26 protein-coding genes are annotated in these 26021 nt (G+C 62.3%); 14 read left to right on the top strand and 12 right to left on the bottom strand.

Going from position 1 to position 26021, the window contains the following annotated elements:
- Nucleotides 1-530, top strand: a 530-nt coding sequence (locus AC07FD_RS25410; protein WP_478352064.1) for a transketolase C-terminal domain-containing protein, incomplete at its 5' end; no start/stop codon positions are given.
- A 249-nt stretch (nt 531-779) separates the two neighbouring features.
- Here AC07FD_RS25410 and AC07FD_RS25405 read toward each other — a convergent pair.
- The 9 genes from AC07FD_RS25405 to AC07FD_RS25365 all read right to left on the bottom strand — a co-directional run bounded on the left by AC07FD_RS25405 (nt 780) and on the right by AC07FD_RS25365 (nt 11567).
- Entirely contained in the window at nt 780-1520 is a 741-nt protein-coding gene (locus tag AC07FD_RS25405; protein WP_379100057.1) for an SDR family NAD(P)-dependent oxidoreductase, read from the bottom strand.
- Nucleotides 1517-1939 carry a Zn-ribbon domain-containing OB-fold protein gene (locus AC07FD_RS25400; RefSeq protein ID WP_478352063.1) on the bottom strand — a complete coding sequence of 141 codons (423 nt, stop codon included), beginning with the start codon at nt 1937-1939 and terminating at the stop codon, nt 1517-1519. The genes AC07FD_RS25405 and AC07FD_RS25400 overlap by 4 nt, the downstream gene beginning before the upstream one ends.
- 1 nt (nt 1940) lies before the next feature.
- Nucleotides 1941-3116 (bottom strand): thiolase family protein, encoded by a 1176-nt coding sequence (locus tag AC07FD_RS25395; RefSeq protein ID WP_478352062.1) that lies wholly within the window; start codon nt 3114-3116, stop codon nt 1941-1943.
- Nucleotides 3117-3152: 36 nt separating this feature from the next.
- Nucleotides 3153-4655, bottom strand: a complete 1503-nt coding sequence (locus AC07FD_RS25390; RefSeq protein ID WP_478352061.1) for a sugar ABC transporter ATP-binding protein — start codon at nt 4653-4655, stop codon at nt 3153-3155.
- On the bottom strand, nt 4652-5728 hold the full coding sequence (locus tag AC07FD_RS25385; protein ID WP_478352060.1) for an SMP-30/gluconolactonase/LRE family protein: 1077 nt from the start codon (nt 5726-5728) through the stop codon (nt 4652-4654). Before AC07FD_RS25385 ends, AC07FD_RS25390 begins: the two co-directional genes overlap by 4 nt.
- Complete coding sequence (locus AC07FD_RS25380; RefSeq protein WP_478352059.1) at nt 5728-7845, bottom strand: ABC transporter permease; 2118 nt, start codon at nt 7843-7845, stop codon at nt 5728-5730. The genes AC07FD_RS25385 and AC07FD_RS25380 overlap by 1 nt, the downstream gene beginning before the upstream one ends.
- 69 nt (nt 7846-7914) lie before the next feature.
- A complete protein-coding gene (locus AC07FD_RS25375) occupies nt 7915-8943 on the bottom strand; it encodes a sugar ABC transporter substrate-binding protein (RefSeq protein ID WP_478352058.1) in 1029 nt (342 codons plus the stop codon).
- A gap of 75 nt (nt 8944-9018) precedes the next feature.
- Nucleotides 9019-10002, bottom strand: coding sequence for an ABC transporter permease (locus AC07FD_RS25370; RefSeq protein WP_478352057.1), 984 nt, complete (start codon nt 10000-10002; stop codon nt 9019-9021).
- Nucleotides 9999-11567: a class I adenylate-forming enzyme family protein gene (locus AC07FD_RS25365; protein WP_478352056.1), complete on the bottom strand. Its 1569-nt coding sequence runs from the start codon at nt 11565-11567 to the stop codon at nt 9999-10001. Before AC07FD_RS25365 ends, AC07FD_RS25370 begins: the two co-directional genes overlap by 4 nt.
- 243 nt (nt 11568-11810) lie before the next feature.
- Between AC07FD_RS25365 and AC07FD_RS25360 the strand changes: the two genes are divergently transcribed.
- The gene (locus tag AC07FD_RS25360) at nt 11811-12389 is read left to right on the top strand and encodes a helix-turn-helix domain-containing protein (RefSeq protein ID WP_167392290.1); all 579 of its coding nucleotides are present in this window, start codon (nt 11811-11813) and stop codon (nt 12387-12389) included.
- Nucleotides 12390-12782: 393 nt separating this feature from the next.
- Here AC07FD_RS25360 and AC07FD_RS25355 read toward each other — a convergent pair whose 3' ends face one another.
- Together AC07FD_RS25355 and AC07FD_RS25350 are read right to left on the bottom strand one after the other, a co-directional pair.
- Nucleotides 12783-12980, bottom strand: a complete 198-nt coding sequence (locus AC07FD_RS25355; protein WP_095090231.1) for a GntR family transcriptional regulator — start codon at nt 12978-12980, stop codon at nt 12783-12785.
- A 513-nt stretch (nt 12981-13493) separates the two neighbouring features.
- Nucleotides 13494-14123 (bottom strand): TetR/AcrR family transcriptional regulator, encoded by a 630-nt coding sequence (locus tag AC07FD_RS25350; RefSeq protein ID WP_095090230.1) that lies wholly within the window; start codon nt 14121-14123, stop codon nt 13494-13496.
- 94 nt (nt 14124-14217) lie between these two features.
- Here AC07FD_RS25350 and AC07FD_RS25345 point away from each other — a divergent pair, with 94 nt between their 5' ends.
- Complete coding sequence (locus tag AC07FD_RS25345) at nt 14218-15120, top strand: NADP-dependent oxidoreductase (RefSeq protein ID WP_095090229.1); 903 nt, start codon at nt 14218-14220, stop codon at nt 15118-15120.
- A 72-nt stretch (nt 15121-15192) separates the two neighbouring features.
- Nucleotides 15193-15627 (top strand): DoxX family protein, encoded by a 435-nt coding sequence (locus AC07FD_RS25340; protein ID WP_095090228.1) that lies wholly within the window; start codon nt 15193-15195, stop codon nt 15625-15627.
- A gap of 340 nt (nt 15628-15967) precedes the next feature.
- Here the strand turns inward: AC07FD_RS25340 and AC07FD_RS25335 are convergent, their stop codons facing one another.
- Nucleotides 15968-16549 carry a TetR/AcrR family transcriptional regulator gene (locus tag AC07FD_RS25335; RefSeq protein WP_206073794.1) on the bottom strand — a complete coding sequence of 194 codons (582 nt, stop codon included), beginning with the start codon at nt 16547-16549 and terminating at the stop codon, nt 15968-15970.
- 43 nt (nt 16550-16592) lie between these two features.
- Here AC07FD_RS25335 and AC07FD_RS25330 point away from each other — a divergent pair, with 43 nt between their 5' ends.
- The 10 genes from AC07FD_RS25330 (at nt 16593) to AC07FD_RS25285 (ending at nt 25647) form a co-directional block, all read left to right on the top strand.
- Nucleotides 16593-17990 carry an acyl-CoA dehydrogenase family protein gene (locus AC07FD_RS25330; RefSeq protein ID WP_478352055.1) on the top strand — a complete coding sequence of 466 codons (1398 nt, stop codon included), beginning with the start codon at nt 16593-16595 and terminating at the stop codon, nt 17988-17990.
- Nucleotides 17991-18000: 10 nt separating this feature from the next.
- Nucleotides 18001-18549, top strand: a complete 549-nt coding sequence (locus AC07FD_RS25325; protein WP_095090225.1) for a flavin reductase family protein — start codon at nt 18001-18003, stop codon at nt 18547-18549.
- A 44-nt stretch (nt 18550-18593) separates the two neighbouring features.
- Nucleotides 18594-19439, top strand: a complete 846-nt coding sequence (locus AC07FD_RS25320) for an intradiol ring-cleavage dioxygenase (RefSeq protein ID WP_478352054.1) — start codon at nt 18594-18596, stop codon at nt 19437-19439.
- Between the two features lie 20 nt (nt 19440-19459).
- Nucleotides 19460-19792, top strand: a complete 333-nt coding sequence (locus AC07FD_RS25315) for a hypothetical protein (protein ID WP_379100052.1) — start codon at nt 19460-19462, stop codon at nt 19790-19792.
- Between the two features lie 215 nt (nt 19793-20007).
- Nucleotides 20008-21276: an ABC transporter substrate-binding protein gene (locus AC07FD_RS25310; protein ID WP_478352066.1), complete on the top strand. Its 1269-nt coding sequence runs from the start codon at nt 20008-20010 to the stop codon at nt 21274-21276.
- 36 nt (nt 21277-21312) lie between these two features.
- Nucleotides 21313-22032, top strand: coding sequence for an ABC transporter ATP-binding protein (locus AC07FD_RS25305; RefSeq protein ID WP_478352065.1), 720 nt, complete (start codon nt 21313-21315; stop codon nt 22030-22032).
- On the top strand, nt 22025-22729 hold the full coding sequence (locus AC07FD_RS25300) for an ABC transporter ATP-binding protein (protein ID WP_478352053.1): 705 nt from the start codon (nt 22025-22027) through the stop codon (nt 22727-22729). Before AC07FD_RS25305 ends, AC07FD_RS25300 begins: the two co-directional genes overlap by 8 nt.
- A gap of 4 nt (nt 22730-22733) precedes the next feature.
- Nucleotides 22734-23600 carry a branched-chain amino acid ABC transporter permease gene (locus AC07FD_RS25295; protein WP_478352052.1) on the top strand — a complete coding sequence of 289 codons (867 nt, stop codon included), beginning with the start codon at nt 22734-22736 and terminating at the stop codon, nt 23598-23600.
- Nucleotides 23597-24613 carry a branched-chain amino acid ABC transporter permease gene (locus AC07FD_RS25290; RefSeq protein ID WP_478352051.1) on the top strand — a complete coding sequence of 339 codons (1017 nt, stop codon included), beginning with the start codon at nt 23597-23599 and terminating at the stop codon, nt 24611-24613. The genes AC07FD_RS25295 and AC07FD_RS25290 overlap by 4 nt, the downstream gene beginning before the upstream one ends.
- Nucleotides 24610-25647, top strand: a complete 1038-nt coding sequence (locus tag AC07FD_RS25285) for a maleylacetate reductase (protein WP_478352050.1) — start codon at nt 24610-24612, stop codon at nt 25645-25647. Before AC07FD_RS25290 ends, AC07FD_RS25285 begins: the two co-directional genes overlap by 4 nt.
- Nucleotides 25648-26021 lie beyond the last annotated feature (374 nt).

Here is a 26021-nt window from a genome sequence, read left to right as displayed (position 1 = left end):
CCCATTATTCAAGCCCAAACCACCCCTTCTGCGCGCCGCGTAACCCCAGAGAAATTGCCGGTCTCATTGAATCCCGCTCCCTTTGCCAAACGAAATCGGCCGTGGAGCTGACCGATGGCGCTGAAGCTGTCGGCATGGCAAGAACGCGCCGCGACGGGAACGACGCTGTGATCATCACTTGGGGAACCATGGTTGGGCCATCTCTCGCGGCAGCCGAGGCTCTTTCAGCGGAACAGCTCGATGTGGGCGTGCTGGATCTTCGTTGGCTGAACCCACTTGCCGAGAAGGCTATCGTCGACGCCGTGACAGCGGCGAAAGGCAAGGTGCTCATTGTCCACGAGGCGGTGAGGACGGGGGGATTCGCTGCCGAAATCGCCATGCGTATTCGCGAACTCGTTCCGGAAATGGATGTCAGGATTTCACGATTGACGACCCCCGACGTCAGAATGCCATCGAGCCCCGTACTGCAGAAGGCGCTTCTCCCGAATGCCCAGACAATTGCGGAGGCCGTGAGAGCAATAGGGGGCTGACCGCCAGCCTCCGGTGTGGTTTTGGAATCACCGGCTCCATTTTAGCCAGTGCCATCGGTAAAAAAGGCGGACATTGCCTCGATCTGGCCGATCAGCATCCTGTCTCCCGGTGGACATGCGCGCCGGCCCTCTGCGCGGCCTCAAGCAAGGGGGTCATCGCCGGAGCCATAACCACCTCGCAGAAGCAGACTGAAACCATGAAACTCGGAACGTCTTGCATTCGTGAAGGCCGCCTCTGGATAGTGGCATTTACTTTTTGACTCGGCGCTTGGGAAACGGCATGCCGGCGCTGTGGGCGGCGGCTCCGCCATCGACAGGAATGATGGCACCGGAAATATAGGACGCCTCCGGCGAGACCAGGAAGGCGATGAGGTTTGCCACCTCTTCCGGTCGCGCCATGCGTTGCTGCGGCAATTGCAACTGCTGGCTGGACGAGAAGCCTTCCATGACGCCGGACATCATCTCGGTTGCGGTCGGGCCAGGGCAGACGCAGTTCACGCGGATGCCAAAACGCCCATAGTCGACCGACCATGAGCGGGTCAGCGCCACCAGCGCTCCCTTCGAGGCCGTATAGGCATCGGCGAGCGGCATTGCCCTGAGTGCGGCTATGCTCGACAGTAGGACGATGGCGCCATCATTGCGCATCGCCGGGCGGAACGCGCGCACGCTGAGCATCACCCCCGTCAGGTTGACGGCAAGGGTTTTGTTCCATGCGTCGAGCATCAGCTGTTCGGCGCGGTTGTCGTCTGGCCGCAGATTGATCCCAGCGCATGCGATCAGCGCATCCATCCCGCCGATCTCGCTGGCGCAGGAGCGCAGATCATTGTCCGAGATAACGTCGCAGATGTGGCTGGTAATCGCCGGGTCCGGATTAGGCTGGCGGTCAAGCGAATGCACCGTCCAGCCGCGATCTCTGAGGATGCCGGCAGCGGTGCCGCCAATGCCCCTGGCGCCACCCGTGATGACGGCGACCGGTGCCGCCGCGCTCATTGCGACACTCCGGTCTTTTCGAGCCGGAAGACCGGCAGCACCATCTCTCCCGCCGGTTCGAAGTCGACGCTGACCCGGTCGCCGATGCGCGCCTCCAGTGCGCCGTCGCCGACGATGTTGCTCATCAGCTGCACGCCCTCGTCGAGACGGATGACCGCGAGCACATAGGGCAAGCGTTCGGCAAAGCCCGTCGGCGGGCCGGCGAGCTGCGTCGTCACAGCGTAGATCTCGCCCTTGCCGGCCGACGCGCGCCAGCTCAGCCTCTCGCCAAGACAGTATGGGCAGAAGCGCTTGGGGTACATGATAGGCCTGTCGCAGTCGCGGCATTCCTGGACGACGAAGCGGCGTTCGGCTGCAGCCTGCCAGTAGCCGGCGGACCAGTGGCTGGGATAAAGCAGCGGGCGAGAGGAGTTGGTCATGCTAATGCTCCTTCGACAGGATGGTGACGTGAGAATCCATCCACGTCCCGCCCGAGGCTGTTTCAACCGCGTTGACCAGGTTCGGCACTTGCCGCGCGCCGGCCTTGCCCATCAGCTGCCGGAATGCCTCGACCAGAACCGCGATGCCGCCGCCGACCGCCGTATGTCCCTGCGAAAGCATTCCGCCATTGGTGGTCATCGGCATCGAGCCGCCGGGCGCGGTCTCGCCGGCCGCGACAAAGGCGCCGGCGCGTTCGCCGCGGCACAGCTTCAGCCCGTCCAGCGCGATCATGGCGAACACCGGATAGGCGTCGTAGAGCTCGGCGATCTGAATATCCCTGGGGCCGATCCCTGCTTTCTCATAGGCCTGCGCCGCCGCCTGTTCGTAACCGAGCCTGCCGAGATCGGTATCCTGCGAGGTCGTGTAATGGGTGACGAGCGAGCCGTGGCCGCGCACGTAGACCGGATTTGCGGTGATGTGGCTGGCATCCTCGGCGCGCGCGACGATGAAGGCGGCCGCGCCGTCGGCCAGCACGTTGCAATGCTTGGCCCTGAGCGGCGTCGCCACCATCTTCGAGGCCAGCACCTCCTCGATGGTCAGCGGCGTGCGGAACATCGCATTCGGGTTGAGCTCGGCCCATTTGCGCAGCGACACGCAAAGGGCCGCCATCTCCTCATCGGTGGTGCCGGTCTCGTGCATGTAGCGGTTGGAGGCGAGCGCGCCGACGGCATTCATGTTGTGGCCATAGGGCGCCTCCCATTCCTCGGACACGCCGGTGGTCGAGAACAGGTCGATGCCGGCCTGTTTTGGCAACGAGCCAACGGCATCGGAATGGACGCACAGCACGTTGCGGGCAAGGCCGCTGCCGACCAGGCCCTCGGCGATGGCAAGCATGCTGGCGCTGGTCGCGCCGCCCGACATCACCTGCACATTCATCCTGGCCGAGCGCAGCATGCCGAGCTCCTCGCAGAGCCGGGAGAACACCAGGTCGACGTTGAAGTGGCGCGACGCCAGCGCCCCCACCGGCATGACCACGTCGATGTCGCGCGGCGACATGCCGGCGTCGAGTATGGCCTCCCGGCAGGAGAGGATCGCGGCCTCGACTTCGCTTCGTTCTGGAAAGCGGCCGGAAGGCACTTCACCTATTCCGACCGCGGCTGCTCTGGTTTTCTGCATTGGCGCGGGGCCTCCTGATATTGCTGGCGCCGCCGTTCAGTGCACGGCGGCGTACATGATCTTTTCTTCGGTGGCGTCCTCGGTGCGGAATTCCTCGACCACGCGGCCTTTCTGGCAGACCAGGATGCGGTCGCTGAGGCCGAGGATTTCAGGCAGGTAGGACGAGATGACGATGACCGCGAGGCCGTCTTCGGCGAGGCGTTCGATCAACTGGTGGATCTCGGCGATAGCGCCGACATCGACGCCGCGCGTCGGTTCGTCGAAGATGATGATCCTCGGCTTCTGCACCAGCCCTTTGGCGATGACGACCTTCTGCTGGTTGCCGCCCGACAGTTCAATGACGCGGGCGTCGGCGTTGATCGAACGGATTGCCAGCTTCTGGCTCCAGTCGCGGGCAACCGTCGCGATTTGCGACATCCTCACCACCAGGCCCTTGTTGAAGCCGGCGGCGATGTGACCGACGCCGACATTCTCGGCGATCGACATGGTGTCGAAGAAGCCCTCGACCTTGCGATCCTCGGTGACGTAGACGATGCCGTCGTGGACGGCCTGCCGGGGCACGCGGTAGCGGACGGAGCGTTCGCCGAGCCTGGTCTCGCCGCCATGCAGGAAATTGCGCTTGGCGATGCCGGCGATGATTTTTGCGGTTTCGGTGCGGCCCGAGCCGATCAGCCCGAACATGCCGGTGATCTGGCCGGTATAGACGGTGAAGGAGGTGTTGCGCACGACCTTGCCCATCGACAGGTTCTGCACCGACAGCACACGCTCGCCGGGCTTGCGGCGCGGCTTCCCGCCTTCGCCGTAGAGGTCGCGCGACAGCGCCCGCCCGACCATGGCGGTAACGATGCGCTCGCGGTCGAATTTCGCGCGGTCGTCGCTGATCACCAGCCTGCCGTCGCGCAGGATGGTGATGCGGTCGGAGAGTTCCAGTGCTTCCTCCAGCGCATGGCTGATGAAGACGACCGAGACGCCGTCGTTCTTCAATCGCCGGACCAAAGCGAAGAAATGGTGCTTCTCCTCCGGCGTCAGCGATGCCGTGGGCTCATCGAAGACGATGACGCGGGCGTTCTGGCGCACCGCGCGTGCGATCTCGACCATCTGCTTCTTGGCAACGCCCAAGCCGGCGACGCTCGCCCATGGGTCGACGTTGAAGTTCAGCGATTGAAGGAATTGCTGGGCCGCGATGTAGAGCGGACGCAGTTTGTTGAAGAAGCGTTCGTCGCCGAGGAAGATATTCTGCGCCACCGTCATCGACGGCACCAGGCTGTTTTCCTGATAGACCATGTTGATGCCGCGCCGCATGGCATCGGCCGGCGAGGCGAAGGAGACCGGCACGCCTTCGAGCAGGATCTCGCCCGCGTTCGGTTGGATGACGCCGGCCATCAGCTTGGTCAGCGTCGATTTTCCCGCGCCGTTCTCGCCGAGCAAGGCATGGATTTCGCCTTTGCGAAGCGTGAAGTCGACGGCTTCGACGGCGGCGACGCCGCCATAGCGCTTGGTGATGCCGCGCATCTCGATCAGCACCGGCCTGTCGTTCATGGCAGCATCTCGGGCCCAAGCCGCAGCACTGCATCGCCGCCTTTGGAAGTGATCAGCAGCCCGTCCTTGTCCTCGATGCAGGAGGTGATGCCGTGCCTGGTGCCGTCGGCGCGGCTGTGCCAGCTCGCCACCGGCCGAAACTGCGCATCCAGTGCCAGTACCAACCCGAACGAGCGGGTCGGCGCCCAGGGCTTCAGCATGCCGAGCTGCTTCAGCGCGCCACCCTGGAGCGGCTCAAGGAAGGAGTGGGGTGCGGTGAGCGAGGGCGCGATCCAGAATTCCTCCTCGATGTCGCGCATCATCTCGTCGCAGTAATCCCGCTCGCCGAGCACGAACTCGATGAGCTGGCCGCGTGGCGCGAAGACCGCCAGCCAGGCGCCGCCGCCTGCGCGTGGCGCCAGCCGCGAGGGATAGCCGGGAAGATCGCTGAGGAGCATCGTGGTTCTGCCGCCGGCCTCGATGGTGACAAGGCGGCTGCGCCAGCTTTCCGAGACGACGAGGCGTCCGTCGGGTGCAAGCAGGATGCCGTTGGGATAGGCGAGGCCATCGGCGAGACAGGCCGGCTTGCCGCCAAGCGGCACCCGCCAGAGCGAGCCGGTGGCGCCCTGCTGCATGAGGTCGCGCTTCCAGCGCGCCGGCGCATTGCTGCTCGATCCCAGGCAGACGATCAGGGTGGATGCGTCATCGAAGGTAAGCGCCGTCGGGCAGACGAGCGGACGGCCGTCGAGCTTGTCGATCGACAATCCGTCATGCGCGCCGCCCTGGATCAGCACCCGGCCGCTCTCCAGCCCGATCGCCAGCGCGCCGTCGGGACTTGCGGCCAATGCGCTGATGTCAGCGTCGAAGCGATGTACGAGTTCGTCGCCACTGTCGAGCCGCAGGATCGCGTTGCCGCTGGAAAACAGGAGGCCTACCGCACTGCGCACGAGATTGTCCGGAGCGGCTGCGGCGTGCAGCAGATCGGCCGCCTCGATCGCCTGGTTGGGCTGCAGCGCGCCGTCCATCGGCGGCGTCGTCACGGCGAAGGCACCGGCGCCGCGCAGGCGGTCGTACCAGCGGGAAAGCGCGGCCATCATGGCTTGTCCCCGCGATAGGAAGCGGAGGCCGTCCACTCCGGATCGGCGCCCGGGATGCGATAGCGGCCGATCCGGTTGTTGGAGACGCCGCCGAGATAGAGCCAGCCGCGATCTTCCCGCATTGAGGTGATCATCGGATGATTGGTGCCCCGGCGATCCCACAGGCAATCGGTAATGCGGCCGGTCTCGTCGAATTTGACCACGCAGCCATAGTTCATGTTGGGAAACAGCCAGGAATCCGGAGCCACCCGCTCGACCATGCGCTTGCGGAAGCCCGGCTTGCGCAGCGCCATGTCGAAGGCGGGCGTGCGCATGCCGACCAGCGCCAGCCAGTAGCCGCCGTCGGAGGCGCGGTTGATGTTGTCGGGATAGCCCGGCAGGTCGGGGATCACCACCTCATGCGTGCCACGCTTCGGCCCGTCGAACCAATAGCGCGAGATCGAGCAGCCCCACGTCTCGGCGAAGAAGAAGGACTGGCCGTCGCGTGCCATGCAGATGCCGTTCGGGAAGCGCAGCTTCGAAATCACGGTACGGGTCGAGCCTCTGCGCGGATCGAATGAGATGATGCGGCCGTTGCCGCGCGATTCCAGCGCGTCGACCATCCATTCCGACATGTCGAAACGGATGGTCGCCTCGCTGAAGAAGATCCGCCCGTCAGGCGCGATGTCGAGATCGTCGGCGAGCCGCATGCGCGAATCGTCGATCACCGAGAACCAGCTGCGGTTGGTCTGGTCCGACAGTTTCACCGCCTTGCGATCCGGGCCGATGCGGTAGACGCCCATGCCGGCGACGCAGGTGACGAGATTGCCTTCGCGGTCGAAGGCCATGCCGAGCGGATGTCCGCCGGTGTGGACGAACACTTCCTTGCGCCTGTAGTCGGGAGCCAGGAAGCGGATGATGTCGCCCTGGCGTGTGCCGCTGTAGAGATTGCCTTCGGCATCGAGGATCGGATCCTCCGGTCCGTCGATCTCGCCGAGACCGATCAGTTCGACATCCCTGAGCCGGTCGTTGACCGCATAGGGCGAGCTGGAATGTTCGCCGGTTTCGGGCGAACGGCCGAGCTTCATGTAGGTCGGCGAGACATAGACACGGGACAGAACCTTGCCGCGGTTCTTCAGCCATTTGACGTCGATGGCCACCGCCGCGAGCAGCACCAGGCCGAGCACCAGCGAACTGCCGCCGGTCGGCAGGCTGAGGCGGATCAGGCTGTTGGAGACGATCAGCACGATGATGGTGCCGAGCAGCGCCTTGAAGACCGAGCCGCGCCCACCGCCGAGGCTGTTGCCGCCGACGACGGCCGCCGTCAGCGCCAGCACCTCCATGCCGACGCCGGTATCGGAGCCCGCGGCGTTGAGGCGCGAGGCGTAGAAGATGCCGGCCGCAGCCGCCAGTGTGCCCGAGACGACATAGGTCATGGCAACGGTCCGGCGCACCGGTAGCCCGGCATTGTAGGCCGAGCGGCGCGAGCCGCCGACGGCAAGGATCTGCCAACCGGGCCGCAACCTCGTCAGGAAGACATGGCCGGCGATCGCGACCGTCAGTGCGACGACCAGCGAGACCGGCATGCCAAGCACGTGTCTGAAGCTGATGAAGTCCCAGATCGCCGATCGGGTAACGGGCCGCGCCACTTTCACAGCATAGGCGAGGATCAGCATGTCGACGACCGAGCGCACGATGATCAGCGTCACCAGCGTGGTCAGAAAAGCGCGCAGCCGGAGATAGCCGACCAGCACCCCGTTCACCAGGCCGACCGCCGCGCCGCAGGCGAGTGCGATCAGCATCACCAGCGGGATCGGCCAGCCCAGCATGTTGAACAGCGCCAGCGTCACGAAATTCGACAGCGCGAACACCGAGCCGACGCTGAGATCGATGCCGCCGCCGAGCATGACGATGGTCATGGCAAGCACGACCAGCAGCAATTCGCCGAACTGCGGCGCCAGCCCGCTGAGGCCGCCGAGAGTCAGCAGGCCTGGAATGAGCGCGCCGAGAACGGCAAGCGTCGACAGCAGGATGACGAACGGGATCGCATTGTCGATCCAGTTCTTGGCAAGGATCTCACCAAGAACATGGTCCGGCACCAGCCTGTAGCGCAGTCGGGTCAGTGTTTCGCGCATCAAATCATCGATCAGGAAATTGCTGGAACGGCCGGCGCCGGCTTAGAGCCGGGCACCGGCCGATGGATGTCAGGGTCCGTACTTCTTTACGTCATCAAGGTTCCAGCAGGCACCAGGATAGTTGCTGTCCTTGGTGATCGTCTTCAGCGGCGTGTAGAGCGCGTAGGCCTTGGCGCCGGGTTCCGCCGGCTTGTTCTGGAGGATGGAGCGCACCGCCATCATCAGGTCGCGCGCCTGCCCCTTGGCATCGTAGCTGATGTAGGTCGAGAAATTGCCGTTCGCGACATTGTCGCAGGCCGACGCCTGGTTGCCGCCGCCCGAACTCACCAGCGCCACCTGGCCGGTCTTGCCGGCCTCCTTTATGGCCGCGGCGATGCCGACGTCCATATTGTCCCACATGCCGATGAAGCCGCAGAGGTCGGGGGTGGCCTTCAGCACAGTGACCGCGATGGCATGCGCCTTGCTGGCATCCCAGTCGGCCGCTTGGTTGGAGACGATCTGCACCTCCGGATGCTGCTTCAGCGTCGCCTCGATGGCCTGGATGCCATACTGCGAGGTCGGGTTGGTCAGAACGCCCTGCATGACGGCGATCTTGCCCGACTTGCCGCTGCCTGCGCCACAAGACTTGACGATCGCCTCGGTCTGCTTGACAGCGATGTCATACCAGTTGGCGCCGATGAAGACGTCGCCATTGGCGTCGGCCTTGAGGTTCATGGTGACGACAGGAATGCCTTGCGCGTTCGCCTGCTGGATCAGACGCGTGTAGGCCTGGATCTCCGGCGGGTGCACGACGATGACGTCGGGCTGCTCGGAGATCAGCTGCGAGAAGGCCTGCGCGCCGGCATCGACGCTCCAGTTCGGATCGCGGATGGTCAGATTGTAGCCGAAACTCTCGGCGTCGTGCTTGAGGCCGGCAGCCCAGGCTTCGGTCAGGTCGAAGCCCATGGCGATCGGCACGAAGGCGACCCTCTTGCCCTTCATCGCCGCCGCGCTCTCATTGACCAGCCCGTCATCGGGCTGCTCGGCGCGCACCGCGCCGATCAGCCCAGCGGTTCCGATTGCTGCTGCAAGCAGCGTTGCCAGCATGTGCTTTTTCATTGCTTTCCTCCCATGTTCCAACATTGAGTTCCTCCCTAGCCGGATGTTGCGTTGGGTGCGGCCGGCAACCGCACGTCAGATGTCTCCCTGCTGCGACGTCTGCTCGTCGCGTGGGTTCATGATCGAGTCGACGATGATCGCCGCGAGCAGGATCAGGCTCTTGATGATGTTCTGCAGCGTGTAGGGGACGTTCATGATCGTCATGCCGTTGACCAGCACGCCGATCATCAGCGTGCCGACGATGACGTTGCGGATGCTGCCCTTACCGCCGGACAGCCCGACGCCGCCGATCACCACCACGAGGATGATGTCGTAGACCAGGTTCGAACGCGCGATGCGGGTTTCGACGTTGTCGACCGAGGTGGCGGCGATGACGCCGGCGATGAAGGCGATTGCCGCCGAGGTCACATATTGCAGCAGGATCAGCGGTCGGATAGGCACGCCTGTCGAGCGCGCCGCGACAGGGTTGTCGCCCATGGCATAAAGGAAGCGGCCAGGCACGGTGATGCGCAAGATGACATGCGCCACCAGCGCCACCAGACCGAACAGTAGCACCTCGTTCGGCACGCCGAGCACCTGGCCGCTGCCTATCCATTTGAACCAGGTGTCGGACGCGCCCTTGAGATAGATGAGGTTGTCGTCGAGCAGCAGCGAGCGGACAAAGCCATAGGCGACCGTGCCCATGGCAAGCGTGGCGAAGATGGCGGGGATCTCGACATAGGCGACCAGGAAACCGTTGGCCAAACCAATGGCAAGCGCCAGGCCGAGCCCCATCAGGATGGCGAGATCGATCGGCACGCCGTTGTTTGAAAGCTGCAACACCCAGGCCACCGACACCGCCATGGTCGCGACGACGGAGAGATCAATGCCGCGCCCGATGATGGCAAGCGCCATGGCCACGCCGAGGATACCCAGGATCGAGACGTTCTGGATCAGCGCCAAGATGTTGCCGGCGGTGAGGAAGTTGCTCAGCGTGGCCGAGAACAGCACGAAAAGCGCCACCGTGATGACGATCACGATGCGTTCCTGGGTGAAGACGAAGGCAACGGAAGATCTCATGGGTGCGCCTCGGCCTCGGCAACCAGCCTCTGTTCCAGCGGCTGACGCTGGATCTTGCCGGTGGCGTTGCGTTCGAGCTCCTCGTCACGCACGAAGATCACCCGCTTGGGCAGCTTGTAGCGCGCGACCTTGCCGTCGAGAAAGGCGATGACGTCGTCCGCGGTCAGGCCGTCATCGGCGGGCACGACGAAGGCGACGGGTACTTCGCCCCAGCGGCGGTGGGGCTGCCGCACGACGATCGCTTCGCGGATGCGTTCGTGGTCCCGCAGCACCAGTTCCAGTTCGGCTGGATAGATGTTTTCTCCGCCTGATTTTATGAGGTATTTGCGGCGGTCGACGAATGTGAGCGTGCCGTCGGCGTTGTGGATGAAATCGTCGCCCATATGGAACCAGCCGCCACGAAAATCGCGCTCGGTTACCTCAGGCGCGTTCCAGTAGCCACTGAACAGGGTCGGCGAGCGCAGCGTCATCTCGCCGACCTCGCCGATCGCCACTTCGCGGTCGTCCTCGTCGACCAGCCGGATTTCGCAAAATGAGGTCTGCCGCTTGGCGAAGGAGGCGGGCAAGGCCCCGGCGGGGATCTTGTCGCCGCTGGCTGGCGCAATGCCGGTCTCGGTCGAGCCGAAGCTGTTCAGGAAAGGGGCCGCTACCAGCCGCGAGATCTCCGCGATCTGAGCCGGCGGTACGAGATTGGCCATGCAGCCGGCGGCGGCGACCCGCCGCGGCGGATTGGGCGCGCGGCGCTGCGCCTCGATCATGCGTTCGATCATGCCCGGCATCAGCACGAACCAGCCGACATCGATCTTGGCGAGCGCCTGGGCGATCGCATCCGCATCGAAGCCGTCGACGATGTAGACCGGCGCGCCATGGCAGAGCGCGGCAAGGGCCGGATCGGCCGCCGCCATGTGGAACAGCGGCGACCAGGCGATCGAGCCGTCGCTCGGGCGGATAGCCCAGTCGGCCATCATCACCAGCGCCCGAGCGATGATGGCGCGGTGGCTGATGACGGCGCCCTTGGGCAGGCCGGTGGTGCCGCTGGTGTAGAGGATCAGCAGCCCGTCCTCCGCACTTGCCGAAATATCCGGTTCCTGCGGCGAACCGCGGTCCAGCATATGTTCATAGCCGCCACCGAACTGGACCAGCGGGTAGGCCAACCCAAGGCTTGCCGCCGCTTCGGCGAAGCGCGGCGAGGCGAGGATGAAGCGCGGTTCGACAAGGCTGAGGCAATGGGCGAGTTCCGGTGCCGCCTGCCGCCAGTTCTGGCAAGCGGCGATGGCACCGATCTTGGCACAAGCGAGCACGATTTCGATGTATTCCGGTCGGTTTTCCGAGACGATCGCAACGCGATCGCCCGCCATCACGCCACCATGCCGCAGCGCCGATGCCAGCCTGTTCACGCGCTCGTTGAGCATCCCGTAGCTGATGGCATTGCCAAACCCGACGATCGCGGGCGAGGCGGCGTTGGCGCGGGCACTGTCGCGAAACAGCGAGGCGACGGTCGGTCCCGCCGCCGCGACACGGACCGCGCTCGATCGTTGCAGACCCATGGCGTGCGGATCGCTCACGCCATCGCTCCGAAGAGGCTGCCGGCGGAAAGATGGCGCAGATTTTTGGCGCGCGCCAAAACGCGGCGCGACATGGGCTGTCGCATCCATCTCCTCCCGGGCAACGACTGAAGTTTCCTAGATGTTTCCTATAAGAAAACTTTCATGTCAACACGATTTATGCGATATCCCGCAGACTGTGCCGACAGGCAGCGTGCGACGCGCCAGCGGTTTTCGTGTGCTCCGATCGATCCGGGGAGGAAAATGGACGTCAGCGCAAAGATGGGAGAAATCGGCGCGTCCCTGCGCCGGCTTCGCAAGACCGCCAACCTGACGATGGAGGCGGCCGCGCGCCAGGCAGAGGTGACCAAGGGCTATCTCTCCAAGGTCGAATCAGGCGTTTCGCAGCCCTCGATCGCGGTGGTCAGCCGGCTGGCCGACGTCTATGGCGTGCCGTTGTCCGATGTCTTCATCTCGCCCGGCGAGAAGGGGCCGATCTCCATCGTCCGTGCCGACGAACGAAGGCCGATCAACCGCAACGGCAGCGAGCTTGGCTATGTCTATGAGGTGGCCTCCTTCAACAAGGCCAATCCGCGATCCGAGATATTCTTCCTGACCTTGCCCTGCATCGAAGACGTCCAGCTGCCGCGTTTCCGGCATGCGGGCGAGGAGATCCTGCTGATGCTGGAGGGGCGCATCCGTTTCGACTTTGCCGGAACCGAGATGATCCTCGGACCGGGAGACTGCATCCAGTTCGAATCCTCTTTCGAGCACAATGGCGTCGCTATCGACGGCAAGGAAGCCAAGGCCTTCGTGGTGATTACGCCTGAACGGTCAACGTAACAGGGTCGATCATATTGCTGTTTTGATCAACGAGCGGCCCATTTTGAATGGGTCAACTCGCTGCGGAGACTCCTTCGGACAAATCCCAGCAATGGGCGCTACCCATCAGGTCCGCCACTTTGCCCGCGCGTCATATGCATCATCACGCCGGCGCCTCGAGATAAGCGAGCAACGACCGGTCTGTCCCATTTGATGGAGAAAACTGGCTCGTCTGCAGGTGGCCGGGTCGGGGCACTCTATTATATGTCGAGTAATTGGTTGAATTCTATCACGTTCCGATCCGGTCGCGTACAAAGCAGTCTGGGATTTGAACGATGCGCATCGAAGGGCCACCAAGTCGCATGACGGCCAAACGATGAGGGCCGCGCTCTTACAAGCCGCATGGAAGCGACGCTAGTCGCCGAACAGGTCGGGACACGCCACGTTGAGCCGCTGCACCGTCCACAGCACTTCGCGCAGATGCGCAGCCATCCGGGCACCGGGCTGTTTTGCCTCGCCGGTTTCAACGGCCTCGAAGATCGCCACATGCTGAGCAAGCTGCGTTTCGAGGTGGCGACGCTCGGGCAAGCTAAGGTAGCGCACACGATCCATCGCAGCTTGACCACCTGGATGACCCGCCAGCTCCGGGGCAGGCCGGCCTCCTCACAGCGTTCTCGAGATCGAGGAAAAGCTCGCGGGCGCCCTCGGCAACCGCCTTTGCCTGCCTGGCGAGGTTCGCTTTGCCGTCGGCGATGAAATCACTCGAGTCGTGGCCGGCCAGCCTCTGCACGACAGTGACACTGAGCACTCACTAATGAACTGGGCTTCCTCCACGTCGCTCAGCCGGATCGGCGCGACGAAGCTGCCGCGCTGCGGCAGGATGTCAATCAGGCCTTCATAGGCAAGCCGAATGAGCGCTTCACGCACGGCGTGCGGCTGACGCTGAGTTGCTGGGCAAGGTCCTGTTCGCTCAAGGCTTCGGATGGCAGCATCACCAGCGTGGTGATGGCGCGGGCCTCGCCCTACGTTTCTATCAATTGGTCGCCATCTCCGGTGACATGCGGTACGGCGGCACTACTAGCCGGCGAATGATCTTGTTCTTATGGCTTTTGGCTACAGACACCGCTAGCCAAGCGAACTGATCAACCCGTCGGCAGCGGTCTCGCTTCTTTCCTGCTGCTCCCGTCTGGAGGGGCCGGCAAGCCCCATTAGCAGGCCGAGCATATGGCTGCCGAGCAGCCGATCGATGAATTGGACGGCGAGTTCGCGTCGGCGCTCCGCACTGAGCGCGCTGGTTTCCTGCTTAAGTCCGAGCGTGAACGCAAGCATGCCTTCGAGATTGCCCACGAGGCTGGTATGCGCCATCCCTGCCAAACCGGGAAAGCGTGTGGCCTCGGCGATAACAGTGCGCATGAGGGCTATGGTGTCTGGGTCCGTCAAACGGGTCTGCGCTGTCATCCCCGCCCAGATCAAGACGTCTCTTAGCGGCTTCTCCAGAAGGGCCGCCCACTCTGCCTGCTCGGCTTCGTCGTCGGGATCGCAGGCATTGGAGATGACGGCCGAGAACAGCTCGTCCTTGCTCTCTGCATGCCGGTAGAGAGTCATGATCGAGACGTTCGCCGTCTTGGCGATGCTTTCCATGCTCGTCCCCTCGTAGCCAGTGTCGAGGAATGATGCCTTTGCGGCCGCGAGGATGTCGGCACGCTTGCTCGCCATCAACTTCGCTTTGGGATGGTCGGGAGCCCAGGATTTCATGCGGCTTGACTCCGATACGATAGTCAATCATATCATTTGAACGATACTGAACCTTATCGTATCTCTGCGTCAAAATACACGAAGGTGCCGACATATGAAAGCTGCCCGTCTCAAAGCGTATGGGGACATTGATCAGTTCGTCATCGATGACGTTCCTATGCCCAAACCGGAAGCCGGCGAGGTGCTGATCAAGATCGAAGCCTCCGCGGTCAATCATTTCGACCTGATTATCCGCCAAGGCTACATGGCCCAATACATCCCTTTGGAACTTCCCGCGGTGTTGGGCGGTGATGCTGCCGGTACCGTTGTCGAGGTCGGCGCGGGCGTGACCGGAATCGTGATCGGCGATCGGGTGATTGCCGACTTCGCGGCGAACGGCAGGGGTGCCCATGCCGAATACGGAGTTGTTCCTGTTACGGCTGCCGCCAAACTTCCTGCCAATCTCACATTCGAACAAGGTGCTGCTCTACCGAAAGCCGGTCTCACTGGACGACAATCCGTGGATGCTCTTGGCGTCACGGCGGGCGACCGCGTCCTGATTTCGGGAGGCATCGGCGCGGTCGGGCGCGCCGCAATCCAATATCTCCAGGAGATTGGGGCAAAGCCGGTGGCCGGTGTCCGTCCCGATCAGCTCGAAGAGGCGCGCCAACTGGCTGGCGAGGCGCTCGATATCACCCAGCCGCCGACTGCCGCGACATTCGACTATGCGATCAGCACCACAGCACCCGCCGCGAGCAATCTCATCAAGCATGTGCGAAACGGTGGTCAGGTTGCCAGCATCGTTCCGGTGCCGGAAGACGGCAACGTTCGCGATCGCGTGACAATCTATGAACTCTACCATCGCGCGGACGCGGCTACGCTGGCCGCAGTGGCTGACGCCGCGTCCCGCGGTCTATTGACCATCCCGGTCGCAAAGACCTTCCCCCTGGATCAAATCGGCGCCGCACAGAACGCCGTCGCCGCTGGCGCCGGGGGCAAAGTCGTGCTGAACCATTGAACGTCCATAGCGTGGTGTCCAGCCACACAGAGCGATGTTTCTGCTGAACCTCCAAATCAGGTCATAGCCGCCATGTCTGTTTCTCAAGCTCACACTGCCTCTCGCTCGTCCTCTCGTCCGTGGCACATCGGGCTGTGGGTCGCCCAGATCGCACTCTTCATCCTGTTCGGCATGCCGGGCATCATGAAGACATTCATGGATCCGTCGGCTCTTGCGCCGATGGGTATTGCCTGGGCAACCGACGTCCCAATCTGGTTGCTGCGCTTCATCGGACTATGCGAGCTGGCCGGCGCACTCGGCATGATTCTTCCGGCGGCGACGCGCATCCTGCCGTTCCTGACGCCCCTGGCCGCGCTCGGATTTGTCACCATTCAAGTGCTGGCCGTAGGCTTCCATGCATTTCGAGGCGAAACCGCTCACACCCTGCCGATGAACATCATCTTCCTGGCGCTATCGCTGTTCGTCCTTTGGGGCCGCACGCGCAAGGCACCGATTGCCAGCCGCTGATGCAGCGGTTCCCACATCTTCCGGCGCATGCACACTTCAGCATGCGCCTGCCTGAGTGAACAGACAGCACACCCGTTCAAGGCCGCTCTTAAGCTAGCGTCGAAAAAGGGCTAGTCACCGCCCGGACCGGTCGCCGGCGCCGCCGAGCGCTTTCCACACGCGTTCTCGGGTGTCCAGCGGCAGCGTTCGGCCTGGCACGCGCGCTCATGCTGCAGCCGGCTTCCCCGTTACCCTGATGTCCTCCCATAGGAGATGAATCTTTAGTGCGAATGGCTTGGCAGATTCACGAGAAATGACTCGCGACCGGGATAGGCTCACCTATGCGGGCCACCTGGAGATTTCAGAGCCTTGATTTCTCCGGCGGAAGGGCAGGGCGGGGTCGTGAAGCGAGATCCTTGGCCTCGGCCTCGCCGATACCGGTCATGCAGAGGAGCCGGACGACCGTCTCGTCTATGAGCGACGGTGGCAGGTGCTCTTTCGTGATGGCGAGGCTGACGCCGACGATAGCGTAGGACGCCATTTGCCAAGTGAGTCTGGCATCGACCACCTTGAAGCGACCCGCCTGCGTGGCATTTTCCAGATCCCGGATCGCGAAGGGACCCATGCAACGGAACATGGCGTCGGCAATCACTTCAGGGCGGTTGAGGAGCTGCTTCCAGCGCATGTCGCCCGTCGCGTGGTCAATCACGGTCCGGATGCCAAATGCGTAGACCTGCGCGGGATCGGCGAAGGTGTTGGTGACCTCCTCAATTCGCAGTGCCAGATTATGCATCACGCGCTCCATTACTGAAACGGCGAGATCATCCTTGGATTTGAAATAGCTGTAGACCGTTCCCGCGCCTACGTCCGCGAGGTCGGCGATCTCCTGCATCGTGGCGGAATCAATGCCCTTCTGGGAAATTACCGTATAGCCGGCCTGCACCAAGGCTTCCCGGTTTCGTTCCTGCCTGAGAGCGACTCTGCTCTTGGTCGACGCTTTCGAAACCTGCAATGGATTTGCTCCCATTCCTGCGGGTGTGCATGCCGTACGATGCCGACAAAAGTCAAGTTCGGACTCGGAGAACGCGAAGATAAGTCATTTACGGCGACAGATCGATATTGACAATCATTCAAACTCGAAGACCATTCATTTTCGTTGGGTGGATAGAAACTCCGGGAGGGTAGCCATGAACGCTCATGCGCTCGCACGCGTCGAGGAATCGAACGTCAAGGCCATTGCCGAGAGCTTGATCCCGTTGCTCTCGTCACGAGCCTTCGAGACCGAGAAAGACCGCAAAGTACCGGCGGAGAACATCAAGCTGTTGCATGAGAGCGGGCTGCTTGGCGTGTTCCGTGCCAAGAAATGGGGCGGGTCCGAGTTGTCCATGCGCGCCCATGTCGATGCGGTGTCTACAATTGCCAGGGGATGTGGCGCTACGGCCTGGGTACTCGGCGTCTATCATGCCCACGACTACATCATCGGGCATATGAACGAGAGGGTACAGGAGGAAATCTACTCGACCAGCGATATCAACGCCGTGGCCGCCGTCATTGGGCCACGAGGCAAGGCGGTCCGACAAGCCGATGGCTCCTATGTGTTGAATGGATTCTGGCCGTTCGCCTCCGGCAATGCTGCGGCGCGTTGGCTGCTGCTCGGCGCAGAAGTGTTCGACGAGGCCGGCAACAAGCTGGACGAGGGCGATCTCGCGGTGCCGACAGGCGACGCTGAGCAAATCGACGACTGGCATGTGGCCGGGCTCCAGGGCACTGGCTCCAACTCGGTGAAATGCACGAATGTCGCGGTTCCTGCCCATCGTTTCGTGTCGCTGCCCGCGATCCTGGAAAATCAAACGCCTGTCTTCGCAAGCCACGACGCGCCTGCGATTTACAGATGTCAGGGCGGTCCGGCCCTCGGCATGTTCATTGCCACTTCGGCGCTTGGCGGTGCGCGGCGCGCGCTCGAAGAGTTCCGCAAGCTCGTGCCAGGCAAGAAGGTAATGTACACCTCTCACATTTCGCATGAATGGACGGCCTTGCAGATTGAATTGGGCGAGGCCGCGGCGATGATCCATCAGGCGGAGTTAGTCTTCTACCGATGTGCCGACGACGTGGACGAGTATGCTCGTCGCGGTGAAAAGATGCCGATGGAAATGCGCGGCCGCATCCGCATGGATATCACTGTTGTTCCGCGCCTCTGCCGCGATGCGGTGCAGAAACTGCTTACAATCGGTGGCGCTGCCGGCCTGTCGCTGAAGAGCCCGATCCAGCTCAATTTCCGCAATTTGCAGGCCACATCGATGCACGGCTTTCTGCTGCACAACGCCGGCGCGGAAATCTATGGCCGAGTGCTCCTTGGCGTGGATGCCGGCACTGGAGTGATTTGAGGTATTAGTCATGGTTGCGAGGACCTCGACCTTCCCATCGGTTCCGGCGGCTGAATATGTCACGTCGGTGGCGCAACACGTCTCCTCGGTATGCGTGATCACCACGGGTCTTGACGGCGAACGGTTTGGCATGACGGCTACAGCCGTGTCCTCGGTCTCGGCAGAGCCGCCTCGGCTACTGGTCTGCGTGAACAAGAGCGGCATCACACATGAGAAGATCCTGGAGGCCGGCAGCTTCTGCGTCAACGTATTGGCCGAGGAGCAGGACAAGCTGGCCCTGGTATTCGCGGGGGTCGGCGGCAACCGGCAGGATCGCTTCTCGGTGGGCGAATGGATAACGCTCAAGACCGGCGCTCCCGCTCTGATCGGGGCGGCCGCTGTGTTCGACTGCCTCGTCGGGGGGACGTCCGACCAGTCCACGCATACCGTGTTTTTCGGGGATGTGGTCGCAACGGCTGATCGCAGGGGCGCAGATACCCTGCTCTACGGCGGGCGCCGTTTCAGGCAATTGCGCAAGGTCTTTGCCGGCGTAGATGTTGGTGAAAACGAATTTCTCTGAATGCTGTCGGCGGCGGTCGAAAGGCTCCGCGGGAGAGGGATCTGATGACGCGATACTTTACGGAGGAAAATTCGACCGAAGCCGTCAATGCGCGCATGGGCGAGAGCATCGATCCGCGGCTGGTAGAAGTGATGACGTGCCTGGTCAAGCACCTGCACGCCTTCGCCAAGGAAATCCATCTGACCCAGGAAGAGTGGGACTTCGGCATCGGCTTTCTCACCCGGACCGGCCAGATCTGCAGCGCCGAGCGGCAGGAGTTCATCCTGCTCTCCGACGTACTTGGCTTCTCCATGCTGGTGGACGCGATCAACAACCGGCGGCCGACTGGTGCCACCGAAAACACTGTGTTGGGGCCATTCCACGTCGACAATCCGCCAGTCCGGAAGATGGGCGAGAATATCTGTCTGGACGGCAAGGGCGAGAGTTGCCTGTTCGAGGGCAGGGTCCTGGACCTCGGCGGCAACCCAGTCAATGACGCCCGCGTGGACGTGTGGTCGGACAATGCCGACGGCTTCTACGATGTGCAGCAACTAGGCATTCAGCCGAAGTGGAACAATCGCGGACTGTTCGTCACAGGCGAGGATGGCAGATATGCCTTTGTCGGTATCAAGCCCGTTTCCTATCCGATTCCGGACGATGGTCCTGTCGGCAAGATGCTCGGGAAACTTCATCGCCATCCCTACCGCCCTGCCCACATGCACTACCTGGTGACGGCGCCCGGATACCAAAAACTTGTGACCCACATCTTCGTTAAAGACGATCCCTATCTCGAATCCGATGCCGTGTTCGGGGTCAAGAAATCGCTGATTGCGTCGTTCGAACTTGTCAAGGTCGGCGAGACGCAATGGCATTCGCCCTTCGATTTCGTGCTCACGCCAATCTCAGCCTGATCGGATTGGAGGGTTAATTCATGCCGTTGGTAAAGATCCATGTCGAGAACGAACTCTGGCAAGATAGGAAGGATGAATTGGTCGCAGTGCTCGAGCCGATACGGTCGATGCTCTGCAAGACCTTCAAGGTCGACACGTCGCTCTGTCAATTGGCCATCATCCCCACCTGGGGCGTCGACGACCAAGCACCCGTTGCAGCGGAGATCCAGATACTTCCGAAACCTGACAGGACGCGCGAGGTCATACTTGGCGCTTGCGAACGGTTACGCGAGGCGCTTTCGCAAGCGGCAGGCGCGCGCGTGGTCATTCGCTCGACCCAACTCAATCCGGAAACCTATCTGGCACTGAAGTAGCGCCGGGATAGGTAACCAGGAACGCGAGGATAGCAGTGGATTCAAGACATACCCTTGCTCAGGGATGCGCCCCTTTGAGCATAGGCAAGACAGCAGATTTCTAACCGACGGGACGCCGTCGTGACAATTGCGAAATGCATAGACCGCGCAGGAGATGTGGGCGCGGGTTCGTCGGAAACAAGGCAACCGGGAGGGTCTTCATGTCCAAGCTCAACATCATGAATCGCAGAGAGTTGCTCAAGGGTGCAGGGACCCTACTTGCCGCGCCAGCCATTCTACGCGTGACCCGCGCTTCCGCGCAGGACGCCGTGTTCAAGATCGGCTACGTGTCGCCCAACACCGGCCCGATTGCCGGTTTCGGCGAGGCGGACGCGTTCATTCTGGGCGGCGTGAGGAAGGCCTTCGCTGGGTTGACCAACAATGGCAAACCCGTAGCGGTCGAGATCATCGCCAAGGACTCGCAATCGAGCTCGAACCGTGCCGCGGAAGTCGCCACCGAGCTGATCGAACGGGATGGCGTCAACATGCTGCTGGCCTCGGCGGCGCCGGACACCGCCAATCCCGTCGCCGATCAGGCGGAACTCAACGAAATTCCTTGCATCACCTCGATTTCGCCCTGGCAACCCTACTTCTTCGGTCGCAACGGTGACCCTGCGACCGGCTTCAAATGGACCTATCACTTTTTCTGGGGCCTCGAGGACGTGATCGCCAATTTCCTGGCCTTGTGGGATCAGTCGGGCGCCACCAAGAAAATCGGTGGCCTGTTCCCCAACGACGCCGACGGCAATGCCTGGGGGGATCCCAAGCTCGGCCTGCCGACGCCGCTCGCCAAGGCCGGATATTCGCTCATCGATCTGGGCCGCTACCAGGTCATGAACAATGATTTCTCCTCGCAGATCGCCGCCTTCAAGGAAGCCGGCTGCGAAATCGTGACCGGCAACATGATCCCGCCGGACTTTGCGACTTTCTGGTCGCAGGCCGGTCAGCAGGGTTTCAAGCCCAAGGTCGTGACGATCGGCAAAGCGCTGCTCTTCCCATCGGTCATCGAATCGCTCGGTGCTCGCGGTGACGGGCTGACATCGGAAATCTGGTGGTCGCCGAGCCATACTTTCACGTCGAGCCTCACAGGCGATAGCTCGAAGGCGATCGCCGACGACTATACCGCTGTAACGGGCAAACAATGGACACAGCCGATCGGCTTCAATCATGCCTTGTTCGAAGTCGCAGCGGATGTCATTAAGCGCACTGCCGACCTCAGCGACCCGCAATCGGTGGTCAATGCGGTTGCGGCCACCGATATGCAGAGCTTAGTGGGCCCGATTTCGTGGAAGGGCGGGCCGCTCAACCCGGTCAAGAACGTCGTGCGCACGCCTCTCGTCGGCGGCCAATGGCAGAAGAATGGCGACCACTTCGAGCTCGTCATAACCAACAACAGCCAATATCCGTCGATTCCCGTCGGCGGTAAGCTGAAGCTCCTGTCATGAAGAAAGAGGAAGGTGGGATACGCCGCCCACGGCATCATAACCATGCTGCTCCTTGACTCTCTAAGCAAACGTTACGGTGCGCTCGTTGTAACGGACAGCTTCTCGTTCGAGGTCGCACAAGGTGAGTTCGTCGGAATCCTCGGCCCCAATGGGGCCGGGAAGACGACCCTGTTCAATCTGATCGCAGGTACCGTGAAGCCAGATACCGGCACGATCACTTTCCAAAGTCGCGATATCACCCGCGAAGGGGCGGCCGCACGTTGTCGCTCGGGTATTTCCCGTTCATTCCAAATTCCACATCCCTTTGTCGGCATGACCGTGTTCGAGAATGTGCTTGTCGGCGCGACCTTCGGGCGAAAGGCGGAGGGCTCTGTGGACTACGCCATACAGGCTTTGGAGCTGTCGGGGCTGTCGAAGAAGGCAAACCAACTCGCGGGTTCCTTGCCGCTGCTCGGCCGCAAGCGGCTCGAGCTTGCGCGAGCACTTGCGACCGAACCGCGGCTGCTGCTGCTCGACGAAATCGCCGGAGGCCTGACAGAGAGTGAGTGCCACGAATTGCTTGACGTGCTGCGCCAAGTCCATGCCTCGGGTGTCACGATCGTGTGGATCGAACATGTGGTGCGCGCGCTGCTGTCAGTCGCCCAGCGACTGGTTGTCGTGAATTTTGGCAAGAAGATCGCCGACGGCGCTCCGGATAAAGTGATGGACAGTAGCGAAGTGAAGTCCGTCTACCTTGGAGAGGACGCGCTTGTCTGAACCGCTGCTTTCCGTCGAAGGGCTCGATGCCTTCCATGGCGATGCGCAGGCTCTGACCAGCCTCGACCTCACTTTGGCCAGGGGGGAGCTGCTCGCCCTCATCGGTGCGAACGGAGCGGGAAAGAGCACTCTTCTCAAATGCGTCGCCGGTTTGGTGACGAACCGGCGAGGGGCCATTCGCTTCAAGGGCGAAGATCTGCTGCGCATCCCGGCATTCGAGATCGTGGCGAAAGGAATTGCATTGGTGCCGGAAGGCCGCCGCCTGTTTCCTTCGCTCAGCGTTGAAGAAAACCTCCTTATAGGCGGCAAGGTTGGACGGCCAGGTCTTTGGACGACCGCCGCTGTGTACGAACTCTTCCCGGTTCTCCGGGACAAGCGCCATGCACCCTCGACCTCACTGTCAGGGGGCCAGCAGCAGATGCTGGCGATCGGCCGCGGGCTGATGTCGAATCCCGATATTCTGCTTCTCGATGAACTTAGCCTCGGGCTGGCGCCAGTGGTCATCAAGCAGATCTACGAATTGCTGCCAAAAGTCGTGGGCAATGGTCTTTCCGTGATCCTCGTCGAGCAAGACGTGAAGCGGGCGCTTAGCGTCGCCGACCGCTTCATGTGCATGCTAGAAGGCAAGGTTTCGCTGGAGGGCAAGCCGGACGCCTTCACCGGCGAACAAATCACCAGCGCCTATTTCGGAACCTGACCCCATGGGATGGATCAACATCGTCATTCAGGGCATGTTGGTGGGCGGGCTCTATGCGCTCTTTGCCACGGGCCTGTCGCTGATTTTTGGCGTCATGCGCCTGGTCAACATCGCCCATGGCGATCTGATCATCGGCGCCGCCTATCTTGCCTACACGGTCATTCAGTTGACTGGACTGCATCCGCTGGCGAGCCTTGTCGTCGTGGTACCGGCGGCTGCGGCCTTCGGCTACGGCCTGCAACTCGGCATACTGAACAGGACCCTCGACAAGGATATTCTTCCGCCGCTGCTGGTCACCTTCGGCCTGTCCGTCATCATTCAAAACGCTCTCTTGGAAATCTATAGCGCTGACAGCCGAAAACTGAATGCGGGCTCTCTCGAGATCGGGAGCTTTAGCCTCGTTCCAGGGATAGACATCGGCTATTTTCCGCTGCTCACCTTCCTCAGCGCCATTGCCGTGGTCTGGGCACTGCAAGTCCTCTTCTTCCACAGCCCGGCGGGGCGGGCTTTTCGCGCCGTGTCAGATGATCCGGAGGTCTCCCAGCTCATGGGCTGCGACAACCGGCGCGTCTATGCCTGGGCGATGGCACTCTCTATGGCCGTGGTCGCAATCGCGGGCGTGTTTCTCGCGATCCGCGCCAATTTCGACCCTTTCATGGGGCCTAGCCGACTGATCTTCGGGTTCGAAGCGGTCATCATCGGCGGCCTCGGCAATCTCTGGGGCACGCTCGCCGGCGGGATCATCCTTGGCGTCGCCCAGGCAGTCGGGGCGCAGATCGACCCCGGCTGGCAGGTACTGGCTGGTCATCTCGTCTTCCTCGTCATCCTAGCCGTCAGGCCGCAAGGCCTTTTCCCCAGAGGGGTTACATGAGCACGCACCATGTCACCCGCTCCACGATGCTCAGCCGTTTTGCGCTCGTCACTGCCATTGCTCTCGTCGTCTTGCTCGCGGCTGCACCCGCATGGGCATCGACGGCCACGCTGCGCCTCGTTGGCGAGGTCATGATCTATCTGGCGCTCGCCAGCCTTTGGAATCTGCTCGCCGGTTATACGGGTCTCGTCTCGGTGGGCCAGCAGGCTTATGTCGGCTTCGGCGGCTACACGCTGTTCACGCTTGCCATCCATGCCGGGATGCATCCGCTCGCCGCGATCCCGGCGGCGGGCATCGCCGCGGCACTCGTCTCCATTCCGGTCGCCAAGCTCGTGTTCCGGCTCAACGGCGCCTATTTCGCGATCGGAACATGGGTGGTGGCGGAGGTTTTCCGCCTCGTCTTCGCCCAGATGTCCTCCCTCGGGGGAGGGTCAGGGTCGAGCCTGCCGATCACTATCATGAAGGAGATGGCCGGTTCGAAAGCGATGAGAGAGTCACTTATCTACTGGGCCGCATTGATGCTCGGCGTCGGTTCGGTGGCATTCGTCTATATGCTCCTACGCTCGCGGATCGGCCTGGCGCTGACAGCCATCCGTGACAGCGAGACGGCGTCCTTGAGCCTGGGCATCGCCATTCCTCGGATCAAGCTCGCTGTCTATGTCTGCGTTTCCGCGGCGACCGCCATGGTCGGATCGCTGATCTTCTTGCAGAAGCTCCGCATCGCGCCCGATGCCGCCTTCAGCGTTAACGACTGGACGGTGCTTGTGATCTTCATGGTGGTAATCGGCGGTATCGGCACGATCGAGGGGCCGATTATCGGCACCATCCTCTTTTTTATCCTGCGCGAGTTCCTTGCCGACCTCGGCTCCATTTATCTTATGATCCTCGGCGTGCTCGCCATCGTCATTATGGTCATCTCTCCGAAGGGAATCTGGGGCCTGGTATCCGATCGTCTCGGCATATCGCTGCTTCCTGTCGGCTATCGCGTTGAAACCAGAGAGGACTTGCGATGAAGCCGTTCGTTCATGTGCCGCTGCCCACACGAGTGATCTTCGGACGTGGGCGAATTGCTGAAGCGGCAACGGAGGCCAGGCGCCTCGGCATGGCGCGGCCGATGGTTGTCGCCACACCACATCAGGCGGCCTCGTGCGAGGAGCTGGCGCGAGCCGTCGGCGGCACAGCGTATCCCTATGCCGTGATGCACACGCCCGTTGATGTCACAGAGAAGGCCGTCGCCTTTGTCTTGGAAAATGGTATCGACGGTATAGTCTCTTTGGGCGGCGGGTCGTCCACCGGGCTCGGCAAAGCCATAGCGCTCAGGACCGATTTCAATCAACTCGTTATTCCGACCAGCTACGCCGGATCGGAAATGACCGACATTCTCGGCGAGACTGAAGGTGGCCTGAAAACCACCAGACGCGACGCACGCATCCAGCCAGAGGCCGTCATCTACGACCCCGATCTGCTGACGACGCTGCCCGATGCCTTTGCAATGACGAGCGGACTGAATGCCATCGCCCATGCGGTCGAGGGACTCTTCGCTACAGACGGAAATCCGATCGTCTCGCTGATGGCGGAGGAAGGCATTCGCGCGCTGGCTGCGGCCTTGCCGAAGGGCCGCGCCGGCCATGACGATGCGCTCTATGGCGCATGGCTGTGCGGATTGGTGCTCGGCAGTGCCGCGATGGCGCTCCACCACAAGCTCTGCCACGTGCTCGCAGGCTCATTCAATCTGCCGCACGCCGAAACCCATGCGATCGTGCTACCGCATGCGACCGCCTACAACGCCACGTCAGCACCCGAGGCCATGGGGCGGATCGCGCGCGCTCTCGGGGTGAAAGACGCCGTTGATGGGCTTCATAGTCTGTCCAAAGCGATCGGTGCGCCAGTCGCCCTTAAAAATATTGGCATGCCGGAGGCCGGGCTGGACAAGGCCGCAGATATCGCCGTTTCGAGACCCTATCCGAACCCTCGCCCTCTCGAGCGCGCGGCAATCCGCACTCTGCTCCACAACGCCTATCATGGCCTGCCGGCCGATCGCGGCTGATTGTCAACGTGGGACGGGCTTCGCGGTCTCGACCAAGGAAGATAGGCCGATCGTCCTCAACCTTATGGTAAAATGACGTGATCCCGGCAGGCCCCTCATCGAAAATGCGATGGCATGCCGGCGTGAGATTGCCTGCTGTAGCAGGCGGCCGGCTTCCGATTAGCGGTCCCATCCCATGCGAGTGCAAGTTGGCATTTGAATGCTTCCGGGTGCCCTTGACTTGGAATCACCAGCTGCGCTTACCGAAGATGCGCTCGATCCCGGCCTGTAAATGGGCAGCCATCCTTCTGCGGCCAAGGCCGGATCGCCAGCCTCGATTGCCGCGAGACCGGTAATTTCTCTGGGGTCGAACACGGGTTGTTTGGCCCAAGCAG

Source organism: Mesorhizobium waitakense, from assembly GCF_056431085.1.
This window is presented reverse-complemented; position numbering and strand designations above follow the sequence as displayed.